This window comes from Modestobacter sp. Leaf380, from assembly GCF_001424485.1.
In the GTDB taxonomy this organism is placed as follows: Bacteria; Actinomycetota; Actinomycetes; order Mycobacteriales; family Geodermatophilaceae; genus Klenkia.
Window position 1 is genome coordinate 392591 of the sequence record NZ_LMQC01000019.1, and the last position, 13062, is coordinate 405652.

Here is a 13062-nt window from a genome sequence, read left to right on the forward strand (position 1 = left end):
GGCGGTGCGGGGTGGCGGTGCCGTGCTGGGCGGTGCTGGGTGCTGGGTGCGGGTGCGGGTGCTGCCGGGAGGGTCAGGCGGTGCGGGTGGTCGCGCGCTCCAGGGCCGCGGTGACCTCGGCGGGGCCGGGTGCGGCGCGGGCGCCCTCGCGGGTGCAGGACAGGCTGGCGGCGACGGCGGCCCGGGTGGCGGCCCGGACCGGGTCCAGCCCGGCCGCGAGACCGGCCAGGTGGGTGCCGACGAAGCAGTCCCCGGCACCGGTGTCGTCGACCACGTCGACGGCGAGGGCCGGGCCGTCGGCGGCCCCGTCGGGGCCGGTCAGCGTCCAGCCCCGCGGCCCGTCGGTGACCACGAGGGTGGTCCGCGGGCCGGCGACGGAGGGGTCCAGGCCCAGCAGGCCGGTCAGCCGCTGACGGCCGACGACGACGTGGTCGGCGGTGGCCAGCGCCGTCCGGGCCAGCGCCGGGTCCTCGCAGCCGTCCAGGTCCACGGCCAGCTGCACCCCGGGCCGGACGGCGTGCGGCAGCTCGGCCGCCCGGTAGCCGTCGAGGTAGAGCAGCCCGCCCCCGGCGGTAGCCAGCCGGTCGGCGACCCGGCCGACGTGGGCGCCGTCCAGGGCGTCGTCCTGGCTGACCACCGAGCGGCGGCCCTCGCCGTCGACCAGCACGATCGCCGTGGACAGCCAGCCGGCCCGGTCGGTCCAGGAGGTGTCGACGCCCTCGGCGTCCAGCTGGGCCAGGAACAGGTCGCTGGGCAGGTCGGCGCCCACGACGCCGGCGAAGGCGGCGTCGGCCCCGGCCCGGGCCGCCGCGACGGCGGCGTTGGCGCCCATGCCGCCGGGCAACTGGTCGATCGCGGTGGCGTGCACCCGCTCGTCGGGGGCTGGGAAGCGCGGGACCCGGCCGACGACGTCGAGGTTGGCGTAGCCGCAGAAGACGATCGGCCGCGCCGTCCCGGCGGTGCTCACTTGCCGGCGGCGCGGGCCACGGCCCGCACCTTCTCCGGGGCGACCCGGCCCCACCAGCGGCCGTTCTCCTTGGCCGCCGAGGCCACGATGGCCCCGTCGCACTCGGCCAGCAGCGCGGCGGCGTTGGTCGGGTCGACACCGCTGCCGATCACGACGGGCAGCTGGGTGTGGTCCCGGATGCCCACGACCTCCTCGACGGAGGTGGCGTGGCCGGTGCGGGAGCCGGTGGCGATGAGCACGTCGGCGTCGAAGAACTCGGCGTCCTCGGTCTGCTCGGCCAGCGTGCGGTCGGCGACGATGGCGTGCGCACCGTGCTTGACGTGCACGTCGGCGAAGACCTTGACCGGGTCGGCGCCGATGCCGTGCCGGTAGCGGGTGGTGCGGGCGGCCTGGCCCTCGATGAGGCCCTCGTTGGCCACGTAGGCGTTGACCCACTGGTTGACCCGCACCCAACCGGCCCCGGCGGCCCAGGCGCTGGCGACCGAGCACTCGCCGGCGTTGGACAGCACGCTCACCCCGACCCGCGGGCCCAGCTCGGCGACGACGGCGGCGGTGACGACGCCCATCGAAGCGGCCACCTCGTAGCCGTGCTCGCCGGGCTTGAGGAAGGGCAGGTCCCAGTGGTTCTCCACGATCACCGAGTCGAAGCCGTTGGCGGTGTAGGCCTGGGCCTCCTCGACGGCGAAGCGGGCGATCTCGGCGACCGGCTGGCCGCGGTAGGCGGGGCTGCCGGGGAGCGCCGGCAGGTGCACGGCGCCGATCAGCGTGGTGCCGCCACCGAAGAGCTCGGCCATCGCCGAGGGCTTGCGGGGGAAGACCCCGAGCGGAGCAGACACCGTCGTCACCATCCGTGTAATCGATTGCCTTGACGTGACCGACGTTACTGCGCACTGCCCGGTCGCCGTCAAGAGGCAATCGTTTACATTCGTGTTGCGGCTGGTCAGCGACATGACGGTCACGTGACGCCGAGACGGTCCCGTACCGATCGGACATGATGTGCCCGACGGCGGCCCACGACGGGCCAGGACGGGGGTGACGGTGGGCCGGGTGACGATCCGGGACGTGGCCGAGCGGGCCGGCGTCTCGACCGCGACGGTCTCCCGGGCCCTGTCGGGGGCCAAGCCGGTCTCGCCCGCGGTCCTCGAGCAGGTCACCCGGGCGGCCACGGACCTGGGCTACTCCGGCAACGGCATCGCCAGCGCGCTGCGCCGCAGCCGCACCGACACCGTGGGCATGGTCGTGCCCAGCATCGCCAACCCGTTCTTCACCGCGCTGGTGGAGAGCGTCGAGCACGCCCTGCAGCAGGCCGGCCGCCAGCTCTTCCTCTGCTCCTCCCGGTCCGACCCGGCGATGGAGGCCCTCCGGCTGCGCAGCCTGGTCGCCCGCCAGGTCGACGGCATCGTCATCAGCCCCGTGCACGGCACGCTCAGCACCGAGGCGGTGGCCTGGGCGGCGGGCCAGCTGCCGCTGGTGCAGGTCGACCGGTACGTCAGCGGCGTGACCAGCGACTGGGTCGGGGTCGACGACGACGCGGCCCTGCGCCTGGTCCTGGACCACCTCGCCGGCCGCGGCGTGCGGTCCGCGGCCTTCGTCAGCTCCACGCTCACCAACTCCTCCACCGAGCTGCGCGTCGCCGGGTTCACCGCGCACACCGGCCGGCTCGGCATCGACGTCGCCGAGGTGCTGCTGGGCGACTACTCGATCGACTGGGGCCGGGAGGCCACCCGGCGGATGCTGGCCGCGGGCCCGCTGCCCGACGCCGTCGTCTGCGCCGACGACCTGATCGCGCTGGGCGTCCTGCAGGCCTGCGCCGAGGCCGGGGTCTCGGTGCCCCGCGACGTGCTGGTCACCGGCTTCGACGACATCCCCTACTCGGCGCTGTCGGACCCCCCGCTGACCACCGTGCGCCAGCCGCAGGACGAGATCGCCGTCGAGGCCGTCCGGCTGCTGTCGGCCGCCCTGGGCACCAGCCGGGACTCCCCGGCGTACACCGCGCTGACCCCCTCCCTCGTCGTGCGGGCCAGCACCGGGGGCGGGTCGACCCGCCCCCGGTGAGAGGTCAGCGCCCGCCCAGCAACGAGCCGAGCGCCCCGCCCAGACCGCCCTCGCCGGCCTGCTGCCCGGAGCCCTGACCGGCCAGCGCGCTCACCGGGGGCTCCTCCGAGGCCTGCACGACGACGAAGCCGCGCCCGGAGAACGAGAGCGTGAAGCGCTCCCCGGTGGTCCGCCCCAGCAGGGTGCCCAGCCCGAACGAGTCGTTGGCCTGCACGCCGGTCTGCAGGCTGGAGGACCAGGCGACGGCGGCCTGCGGGTCGGCGTAGGTGGGCTGGTCGACGCTGAGCACCACGGGCTGGCCCTTGGTGGTGATCGCGATCCGGCCCACCCCGGTGAACACGCAGTTGAACAACCCGGCGCTGCTGGACATCCCGGCCCCCGACACCCGGCGGACGTCGTAGGACAGCGTCGGGTCGAAGGCCAGCACGTTGGCCCCGTTGATGGTCAGCCCGTCGGAGCCGTCCAGGTCGATGAGGTGCACGTCCTGGGCGGCGTCGGCGAGGAACAGGTCGCCCTGGCCGCTGACCTTCATCAGCGGGACGCCCTCGCCGGTCAGCTTCTGCTTGACGAAGCGCGCCAGACCGCCCGAGCCGAGCGCGTCGAACTGCAGCTGGCCCTGGTAGGCGACCATCGAGCCCGCCCGGGCGTAGACCTCGCCCTGCAGGCCGACGCGGCACATCTTGCCGCCCTGCTTCTGGATGCCGGGCGCCTGGCTCTCGGCGAACTGGGGTGCGAACAGCTCACTGTGCACGTGCTGACCTCTCGAGACGACGACCCCGTGGCGCCGTCATCCTGCCGGGCCTCACCGCCAGCGCGCCACCACGTCGGCGAAGGCCACCGCGGCCGCCTGCACCTCGGCCACCTCCACGTACTCGTCCCGGGCGTGCATGACCGCCGGCGTACCGGGCCCCCAGACGACGACGGGCGCACCGCCCACGGCCTGCTGCAGCACCGAGCCGTCGGTGAAGTAGGTGGCGGGCTCGGGCCGGACGACGGCGGGCAGCCCGCGCACCCACGGGTCGTCGGCGTCGGTGCGCAGTGCCGGCAGGTCCACCCGGACGTCGACGCCGGCCACCTCGGGCTGGGCCCGCCACCAGGCCTGCAGCGCGGCGCCGTCCCTGACGGTGCGCATGTCCACGACCACCTCGGCGGCGTCGGGCACCACGTTGGGCACCGTGCCGCCGGCGATGACGCCGGGGTTCCAGGTCTCGGTGCCCAGGAAGTCGTGGGTGGCCAGCGGCAGCTCGGCACCGGCGCGGGCCAGCACCGCGACGAGGTCCAGCACGGCGTTGTGGCCCAGGTGCGGCGTGCTGCCGTGCGCGGCCCGCCCGGCTGCCCGGACGGCGAGCCACAGCGCACCGCGGTGGCCCAGCACCAGCTCGTTCGCCGTCGCCTCGGGGACGACGACCGCCCCGGTGGGCACGTCGGCCAGCGCCCGGGCGGCGGCCACCGCGCCCTTCGAGCCGATCTCCTCGTCACTGGTGAGCAGCAGGCCCACCGGGGTCTCCGGGTCGGCGCCGGCGATCGCGGCGACGGCGGCGACCAGGCCGGCCTTCATGTCCGAGCCGCCCCGGCCCCAGACGCGGCCGTCCTCGAGGTCGGCGCCGAACGGGTCGCGCTGCCACTGCGCCGCGTCCGCGGCCGGCACCGTGTCGACGTGGCAGGCGAAGAGCAGCCGGGGCCGCTGCGGGTCCGTGGGGGTGGTCAGCAGCGTCCACGGCTGGTCGGCGTCGCCGCCGTCGGTGCGCTGCAGGTGCGGGGCCCGCTCGGCGAGCACGTCGGTGACCAGGCCGATGAGGTCGCGCTGCGGGCGCGGGTCCCCGGACACGGTGGGACGGGCGACGAGCTCACGGACCAGGGCGACGACGTCGGTGCTCACCGGGCCCACCCTGCCCGACGGGTGGCGGGCGTTCCACGTGGAACGCCCGCCGGTGTCACCAGCGCTGGACGCCCTGCGGCGGCGGGGCCTGCTGCCCCGTGCCGCGCCCGGCGGCGATCCAGCCGCCGACCAGCGGCAGGGCGGCGAGCACGGCGGCGACCGTCGGGACGGGCAGCAGGAAGACCACGAGGGTGGCCTGGCCCGACGCCGTCCCGTAGCTGGACGCGGCGCTGACCACGGCCTGCAGCAGCACGGTGACCGCCAGGGCGGCGGCGCCCCCGACGAGGAACCAGCGGTCGGTGCGGGCCAGCAGCCGGATGGCGCCGTAGATCAGCGCCGCGCCGGCGGGCAGGCCGACGACGACGCCCAGCCAGGTGGAGCTGCCGCCGTCCGAGCCGGCCAGCAGGACGATGCCGACCAGGCCCCAGAGGATCGCGGCGCCGCCGGCGACGAAGCCCAGCACAGCGGCCGAGGAGGCCTGCGAGGGACGGCCCGGGCCCTTGGGCCAGGGGGCCGCCACGGGCACCGGCGCCCAGTACCCGGCGCCGTAGCCGGGCGGCGGTGCCGCGCCCCACGGGCCGGGCGGCGGCGGGGCGGCACCGTAGGAGGGCGGCGGGGCGTACCCGCCGGGCGCCGCGTTCCCGGCGGGGGGCCCGGGCCGGCCCGCGGGCGCACCGCCCGGCGTCCAGCCCTGCCCCGGAGGGGTGGCGTCCCAGCTCTGTCCGTCGTCGCGTGGCCCGGTCATGGCGCCAGTCTGCCGGTCCCCGGCGCGTGCGGGGCCCACCGCCACGGGCGGGCCACCCGCAGGGGGCAGCCCCCTCAGCGGCGCTCGAGCGTCCGGGTCATCTGCTCCTCGGTCTCGTCGGCCAGCGTGGCCAGCGCCGGCTTGAGCAGCGGCCCGGCCAGGGCGGCGAGCCCGTGGAAGTCGAAGTCGGCGTGGTAGCGGATCTCGGTGGTCTGCGGCGTGGGCGCGGTGAACGTCAGGTCGTCGGTCGACGTCGCGGTCGTGTTCTCCCCGACGAAGACCAGGTGGTCGGGCTCCCAGCGCTCCAGCCGGTACTCCAGCTCGGTCTCCCGGCCCAGGAACTCGCTGACGTTGTGCCACCGCGCGCCGACCGCCAGCGGCAGGCCGTCGGTCCGGGTGCAGGTCTTCGTCCCGGGGTCCCACTCCTCGGCGTGCGAGAAGTCGGCCAGGTACTCCACGACCTCCTCGAGGGGTCGCTGGACGGTGAAGGTGCGCTCGACGCTCGGCACGGGGGATCTCCTCGGTCTGGGGGATCGGTCTGGGGGATCGGTGGGGAGGACTGCCCTCCACCTGCCCCGCCCCGACCAGGCCGACACCCGCACAACGCGACGCGCCCCCTCCCCAGCGGGGAGAGGGCGCGTCGGTGTGGCGGGTCAGACCAGCGCGCGGCCCACGGCGACGGCGCGGGTGTCCGGGGCGGCGACCCGGACGGCGTCGGCGGCCTGGTCGTCGGACTCGGTCTGCGAGCGGCGCTCGGCCTCCACGCGGGCGGCGTAGGAGGCCACCTCGTTGGCGATCCGCTCGTCGTCCCAACCCAGGACGCCGGCGACGGCGCGGGCGACGGGCTCGGCGGACTCGGTGCCGCGGTGCGGGGTCTCGATGGAGATCCGGGTGCGGCGGGCGAGCAGGTCGTCCAGGTGCAGGGCGCCCTCGCGGGCGGCACCCCAGACCATCTCGACCATCAGGTACTCCTCGGCCCCGGGGACCGGCTGCAGCAGCGAGCTGTCCTCGTCGGCCAGGGCCAGCACGTCGGGGGTCAGCGAGCCGTAGCGGTTGAGCAGGTGCTCGGCGCGGAAGCGCGGCACGCCCCACTGGTCGGCGAGCCGGTCCAGGGAGTTGACCATCGCGAAGTAGCCCTCGGCACCCACCAGCGGGACGTCCTCGGTGACCGACTTCGGGATGGTGCGGGTGACGTCCTCGGCGACGGCGTCCACGGCGTCGGCGGCCATCGGCCGGTAGGTCGTGTACTTGCCGCCGGCGACGGAGATGACGCCGGGCGTGGGCCGGGCGACGGCGTGCTCGCGGGAGAGCTGGCTGGTGTCCTCGGACTCACCGGACAGCAGCGGGCGCAGGCCGGCGTAGACACCGGAGATGTCCTCGTGCACCAGCGGGGTGGTCAGCACCTTGTTGACGTGCTCGAGGATGTAGTCGATGTCGGCCTTGGACGCCGCGGGGTGCGCCTTGTCCAGGTCCCAGTCGGTGTCGGTGGTGCCCACGATCCAGTGCGAGCCCCACGGGATGACGAACAGGACCGACTTCTCGGTCTTGAGGATCAGCCCGGTCTCGCCGTTGATCCGGTCGCGCGGGACGACGATGTGCACGCCCTTGGAGGCCCGCACGTGGAAGCGGCCGCGGCCGCCGACCAGGGTCTGCAGGTCGTCGGTCCACACGCCGGTGGCGTTGACGACGACCTCGCTCTTGACGTCGACCTCCTGGCCGGTCTCCACGTCACGCACCCGGGCGCCGACGACGCGGCCCCCGGCGTGGATGAAGGAGACGACCTCGGCGGAGTTCAGCACGGTGGCGCCGTACTTGGCGGCGGTCATCGCGACGGTGAGGGTGTGCCGGGCGTCGTCGGCCTGCGCGTCGTAGTAGCGGACGGCGCCGACGAGGGCGTCGGGCTTGAGCGCCGGGAAGAGCTGGCGGGCACCGGTGCGGGTCAGGTGCTTCTGCCCGGGCATCGGCTCGGACAGCGCGCCGAAGCGGGCCAGGCCGTCGTAGAGCGCCAGGCCGGCGGTCACGTAGGGCCGCTCCCACACGCGGTGGGTCAGCGGGTACAGGAAGGCCAGCGGCTTCACCAGGTGCGGGCTGATCCGGTTCACCGCGAGGTCGCGCTCGTGCAGCGCCTCGCGGACCAGGCCGAAGTCGAACTGCTCCAGGTAGCGCAGGCCACCGTGGAAGAGCTTGGAGGACCGGGACGACGTCCCGGAGGCGTAGTCGCGGGCCTCGACCAGGGCGGTCTTCAGGCCACGGGTGGCCGCGTCCAGCGCGACACCCGCGCCGGTGACGCCGCCTCCGACGACGAGGACCTCGAACTCCTCGGCGGCCAGCGCGGCCCAGGCGGCAGCGCGCTGCTCGGGGCTCAGCGTGGTGGGTGCGGACATGGGGGACTCCTGGTCTCGCCGCCACGTGGACGGCGTCGTCCTGGCGGGTGCCCCGGGACCGGTGCACCTCGGTGTGCGGGCCGCGGGTGTGACCCCGGGCTCTTGACGTCCACGGTAGGTCGGCGGCGGGAGCCCCGCGAACCCCGGCGTCCGACAATCTCGGACACCGCAGGTCAGGGGTAGGGCGCGCCCCAGGCGATCGACAGCGCCACGGCGCGCTCCCAGGTCGGGTACTCCGCGGTCAGCTGGGCGGCGCGCGCGGGCACCGGTGACCACTGCGCCGACCGGTGCCAGTTGCGGCGCAGCGCCTCGACGTCGGCCCACAGCCCGACGGCCAGGCCGGCGGCGTAGGCGGCGCCCAGCGACACCGTCTCCCCGACCATCGGCCGGACGACGGGGGTGTCCAGCACGTCGGCGACGAACTGCATGAGCAGGTTGTTCGTCGTCATCCCGCCGTCGACCCGCAGTGCCGGCAGCGCGAGGCCGGAGTCCGCGGCCATCGCCTGGACGACGTCGCGGGTCTGCCAGCCGGTCGCCTCCAGCACCGCGCGGGCCAGGTGGCCCTTGGTGACGTAGGAGGTGAGCCCGGCGACCATGCCGCGGGCCTCCCCGCGCCAGTGCGGGGCCAGCAGCCCGGAGAACGCCGGCACGACGTAGCAGCCGCCGTTGTCCTGCACGGTGCGCGCCAGGGTCTCGACCTCGGGCGCGGTGGCGATCAGCCCCAGGCCGTCGCGCAGCCACTGCACCAGCGCCCCGGCGACGGCGACCGACCCCTCCAGCGCGTAGTGCACCGGCTCCCCGGCCAGCTGGTAGGCCACCGTGGAGATCGACCCGGAGCGGGTGCGGACCAGCTCGGTGCCGGTGTTCTGCAGCAGGAAGCTGCCGGTGCCGTAGGTGCACTTGGCCTCGCCCGGGGCGAAGCAGGCCTGCCCGAACAGCGCGGCCTGCTGGTCGCCCAGCGCCCCGGTGATGGGGATGGCGGGGGACAGCGCGGTGGCCACCCCGAGCTGGCCGACCGAGGGCCGGATCTCGGGCAGCAGGGCCGCCGGGACGCCGAAGAAGTCCAGCAGCGCGGGGTCCCACTCGCAGGTGCGCACGTCCATCAGCGACGTCCGGCTGGCGTTGGTGACGTCGGTGACGTGCACACCGCCGTCCGGGCCGCCGGTCAGGTTCCAGACCAGCCAGCTCTCCATCGTGCCGAACAGCAGCTCGCCGCGTCCGGCGCGCTCCCGGGCGCGCGGGACGTGGTCGAGCACCCAGCGCAGCCGGGGTCCGGCGAAGTACCCGGCGATGTCCATGCCGCTCCGCTCGGCGACGATCCCGGCGTCCGGGCGGGCGCAGAGCTCGCGGACCAGGTCGGCGGTGCGGGTGTCCTGCCAGACGATCGCCCGGGTGACCGGCCGCCCGGTGACCCGGTCCCAGACGACCGTGGTCTCCCGCTGGTTGGCGATGCCCAGCGCGACGACCTCGCCCTGCGCGGCGCCGACGTCGTGCAGCACCTGGGCCGCGGTGCGCTGGGTGTTGGCCCAGACCTCCATCGGGTCGTGCTCGACCCACCCCGGGCGCGGGAACCACTGCCGGTGCTCGCGCTGGCGGACCGCGACCATCCGACCGGCCCGGTCGAAGACGATGGCCCGGGTCGACGTCGTGCCCTGGTCGACGGCCAGCACGTACCGCTCAGCCACCGGACACCCGCTGCCCCCGCCAGCCCAGCTCGCGGGAGACGGCCTGCGCGGCCTCGAGCACCATCGACACCAGCCGGGCGCGCGGCTGGCCGTGCCGGTCCAGCACGACGTCCAGCGGCCCGGTGACGCCCATCGCCGCGACGACCAGACCCGTGGACCCGCGGACCGGGGCGGCGACCCCGCCGGTGCCGCTGGTGTGCTCGCCGTGCTCGGTGGCCCACCCGCGGGTGCGCACGGTGGACAGCTCGGCGCGGCCGGCGTCCTGGGGGCCGCGGGTGGAGCGGTGCGGGGCGAACGCGCTCAGCACCCGGCCCAGCGCCGTCCGGTCGGCGGGCAGCGCGGTGCCGACGTCGAGGGTCTGGGCGGAGTCGTCGGGCCGGAACACGTGGTGGACGACGACGACGTCCCCGCCCTCCAGCGTGGCCAGCCGGACCGACTGGCCGCTGCGGGAGGCCAGCGCGTCGGCCCAGTTCGACGCCCGGGAGCGCAGCTCGTTGACGTCGAGGTGGCTGGTGCCCAACCGCAGCAGCCCCGGACCCAGCGCGTAGCGGCCGACCCGGTCCTGCTCCACGAAGCCGACGCCCAGCAGCGTGCGCAGCAGGCTGTGCGCCGTCGTCTTGGGCAGCCCGACGGCCGCGGCGATGTCGGTGACGCCGAGGGTGCCGGCGCTCCCCGCCACGACCTGCAGGATCGCGGCGGCCCGCTCGATCGACTGCACGGTGCCCGGCACACCGCGGACGGTAGGGCATCGGGTCACCAGCCGACCGGGACACGACCCCGTCCGGTTCCGTCCGACGATGTCGCACCAGGCGTCTTCCGGAGAGTGATCGGGCGCACCTAGCGTCGCCCGGACAGCGCTGGAGGGTGATCGGGGACACAGGCGGACAGCCTCTGGCGTTCACAACCGGCCCGCACCGCCGCGGGCCCGTAGACAGGAGTTCCCCCTTTGACCACCAGTCTGTGGACCGTCTTCGGCAGCGAGGTCACCGGCACGGCGATCCTCATCCTGCTCGGCGTCGGCGTCGTCGCCAACGTGCTGCTGGCCAAGTCCGGCGCACTCGGCGGCGGGTACATCGTGATCATCTTCGGCTGGGGGCTCGCGGTCTTCGCGGGCGTCTTCGCCGCGGCCTCCTCCGGGGCCCACCTGAACCCCGCCGTCACGATCGGGCTGCTGGTCAGCGGCGCCGACGAGTACGCACCGGGCGTCGCGGTCACCCTGACCTCGACGCTGGTCTACTTCGCCGCCGAGTTCCTCGGTGCGTTCATCGGCGCCGTGCTGGCCTGGCTGGCCTTCCGCAAGCACTACGAGGCCGAGACCGAGGCCGGCACCATCCTGGGCACCTTCTCCACCGGGCCGGCGATCAAGAGCCCGATCGACAACATCGTCACCGAGGCGCTGGGCACCTTCGTCCTCGTCTACATCGTGCTGCGCTTCGGCGACACCCCGACCGAGATCGGCCCGCTGGCCGTCGCGCTCATCGTCGTCGGCATCGGCGCCTCGCTCGGTGGTCCCACCGGCTACGCCATCAACCCGGCCCGCGACCTGGGCCCCCGCATCGCGCACTTCCTGCTGCCCATCAAGCACAAGGGCACCAGCAACTGGGGTTACGCCTGGGTGCCGATCGTCGGCCCGGTCATCGGCGCCGTCCTCGCCGGCCTGTTCGCCGCGCACATCTCCATCTAGCCAGCACCCGCACCCCCGAGCCACACCTCAGAGCAGAGGAGACACCCCATGGCCCAGTACGTGGCCGCGATCGACCAGGGCACCACCAGCACGCGCTGCATGCTCTTCGACCACGACGGCAAGGTCGTCGCCGTCGGGCAGAAGGAGCACCAGCAGATCTTCCCCCGGGCCGGCTGGGTCGAGCACGACCCGCTGGAGATCTGGGCGAACACCCGCGAGGTCGTGGGCCAGGCCCTCGCCCGCGGCAACGCCTCCACCTCCGACATCGTCGCCGTGGGCATCACCAACCAGCGCGAGACCACCGTCGTCTGGGACAGGACCACCGGCCAGCCGGTCTACAACGCGATCGTCTGGCAGGACACCCGCACCGGGAAGATCTGCGACGAGCTGGCCGCACTGGGCGGTGGCGACGAGCGCTACAAGGACCGGGTCGGCCTGCCGCTGGCGACCTACTTCGCCGGCCCCAAGGTCCGCTGGATCCTGGACAACGTCGACGGCGCCCGCGCGAAGGCCGAGTCCGGTGACCTGGTCATGGGCACCATCGACTCCTGGCTGATCTGGAACATGACCGGCGGCACCGACGGCGGCCTGCACCTCACCGACGTCTCCAACGCCTCCCGCACGATGCTGATGGACTACCGCACCCTGGAGTGGCTGCCCGACATCGCCGAGGAGATGGGCATCCCGATGTCCATGCTCCCCGAGATCCGGTCCAACTCCGAGGTCTACGGCAAGGGCCGCGCCGCCGGCTTCCTCGCCGGGGTGCCCATCTCCGGGTCGCTCGGCGACCAGCAGGCCGCCACCTTCGGCCAGGTCTGCTTCGAGAAGGGCATGGCCAAGAACACCTACGGCACGGGCAACTTCATGCTGCTCAACACCGGCGAGGAGGCCGTCCCCTCGGAGAACGGCCTGCTCACCACGCTCTGCTACAAGCTGGGCGACGCCAAGCCGGTGTACGCCCTCGAGGGTTCGATCGCCGTCACCGGCTCGCTGGTGCAGTGGCTGCGGGACAACCTGGGCATGATCAAGGACGCCCCCGAGGTGGAGACGCTGGCCGCCGGCGTCGAGGACAACGGCGGGGCCTACATCGTCCCGGCGTTCTCCGGGCTCTTCGCCCCGCACTGGCGCTCCGACGCCCGCGGCGCCCTGGTCGGCCTCACCCGGTTCGTCAACAAGGGCCACATCGCCCGCGCCGTCCTGGAGGCCACCGCCTTCCAGACCCGCGAGGTGCTGGACGCGATGAACGCCGACTCCGGGGTCGACCTCACCGAGCTGCGCGTGGACGGCGGCATGGTCGGCAACGAGCTGCTCATGCAGTTCCAGGCCGACGTCCTCGACGTGCCCGTGATCCGACCGGAGATCGTGGAGACCACGGCCCTGGGCGCCGCCTACGCCGCGGGCCTCGCCGTCGGGTTCTGGTCCTCCCTGGACGAGCTCACCGCCAAGTGGGCCGAGGACAAGCGCTGGGAGCCGCAGATGGCCTCCGATGAGCGCGAGCGCACCTACCGCAACTGGCAGAAGGCGGTCACCAAGACCCTGGACTGGGTCGACGACGACGTCTCCTGACGCCGCCCCCTGAGCGTGGATCAGGGGCCCTGATCAGGGTCCGTCCTCCCTCACCACATGTCGTGGGGGAGGACGGACTCTGTCGTAGGACCCTGAT

Annotated in this window: 12 protein-coding genes; 3 read left to right on the forward strand and 9 right to left on the reverse strand. The window is 74.4% G+C overall.

What is annotated here, in order from left to right; genetic code table 11:
• Positions 1–73: 73 nt before the first annotated feature.
• Positions 74–967, reverse strand: a complete 894-nt coding sequence (locus ASG41_RS14325; RefSeq protein WP_162245567.1) for a carbohydrate kinase family protein — start codon at positions 965–967, stop codon at positions 74–76.
• Positions 964–1803 carry a BtpA/SgcQ family protein gene (locus ASG41_RS14330; protein ID WP_235564803.1) on the reverse strand — a complete coding sequence of 280 codons (840 nt, stop codon included), beginning with the start codon at positions 1801–1803 and terminating at the stop codon, positions 964–966. Before ASG41_RS14330 ends, ASG41_RS14325 begins: the two co-directional genes overlap by 4 nt.
• 211 nt (positions 1804–2014) lie before the next feature.
• Here ASG41_RS14330 and ASG41_RS14335 point away from each other — a divergent pair, with 211 nt between their 5' ends.
• Positions 2015–3022, forward strand: a complete 1008-nt coding sequence (locus ASG41_RS14335; RefSeq protein WP_235564804.1) for a LacI family DNA-binding transcriptional regulator — start codon at positions 2015–2017, stop codon at positions 3020–3022.
• 4 nt (positions 3023–3026) lie between these two features.
• Here ASG41_RS14335 and ASG41_RS14340 read toward each other — a convergent pair whose 3' ends face one another.
• The 7 genes from ASG41_RS14340 to ASG41_RS14370 form a co-directional block, all read right to left on the reverse strand.
• A complete protein-coding gene (locus tag ASG41_RS14340) occupies positions 3027–3773 on the reverse strand; it encodes an AIM24 family protein (protein ID WP_200938923.1) in 747 nt (248 codons plus the stop codon).
• A 51-nt stretch (positions 3774–3824) separates the two neighbouring features.
• Positions 3825–4901: a M20 family metallopeptidase gene (locus ASG41_RS14345; protein WP_056296682.1), complete on the reverse strand. Its 1077-nt coding sequence runs from the start codon at positions 4899–4901 to the stop codon at positions 3825–3827.
• Positions 4902–4956: 55 nt separating this feature from the next.
• Positions 4957–5646: a hypothetical protein gene (locus ASG41_RS14350; RefSeq protein ID WP_056295999.1), complete on the reverse strand. Its 690-nt coding sequence runs from the start codon at positions 5644–5646 to the stop codon at positions 4957–4959.
• Positions 5647–5720: 74 nt separating this feature from the next.
• Complete coding sequence (locus ASG41_RS14355; protein WP_056296002.1) at positions 5721–6155, reverse strand: SRPBCC family protein; 435 nt, start codon at positions 6153–6155, stop codon at positions 5721–5723.
• Between the two features lie 144 nt (positions 6156–6299).
• Positions 6300–8030 carry a glycerol-3-phosphate dehydrogenase/oxidase gene (locus ASG41_RS14360; RefSeq protein ID WP_056296006.1) on the reverse strand — a complete coding sequence of 577 codons (1731 nt, stop codon included), beginning with the start codon at positions 8028–8030 and terminating at the stop codon, positions 6300–6302.
• Between the two features lie 173 nt (positions 8031–8203).
• Complete coding sequence (gene glpK / locus ASG41_RS14365) at positions 8204–9715, reverse strand: glycerol kinase GlpK (RefSeq protein WP_056296008.1); 1512 nt, start codon at positions 9713–9715, stop codon at positions 8204–8206.
• Positions 9708–10445, reverse strand: a complete 738-nt coding sequence (locus ASG41_RS14370) for an IclR family transcriptional regulator (protein WP_056296011.1) — start codon at positions 10443–10445, stop codon at positions 9708–9710. Before ASG41_RS14370 ends, glpK (ASG41_RS14365) begins: the two co-directional genes overlap by 8 nt.
• A 216-nt stretch (positions 10446–10661) precedes the next feature.
• Between ASG41_RS14370 and ASG41_RS14375 the strand changes: the two genes are divergently transcribed.
• Together ASG41_RS14375 and glpK (ASG41_RS14380) are read left to right on the forward strand one after the other, a co-directional pair.
• Entirely contained in the window at positions 10662–11399 is a 738-nt protein-coding gene (locus ASG41_RS14375) for an MIP/aquaporin family protein (RefSeq protein ID WP_235564805.1), read from the forward strand.
• A 48-nt stretch (positions 11400–11447) separates the two neighbouring features.
• Complete coding sequence (gene glpK, locus ASG41_RS14380) at positions 11448–12965, forward strand: glycerol kinase GlpK (protein ID WP_056296014.1); 1518 nt, start codon at positions 11448–11450, stop codon at positions 12963–12965.
• The last annotated feature ends 97 nt before the right edge of the window (positions 12966–13062 follow it).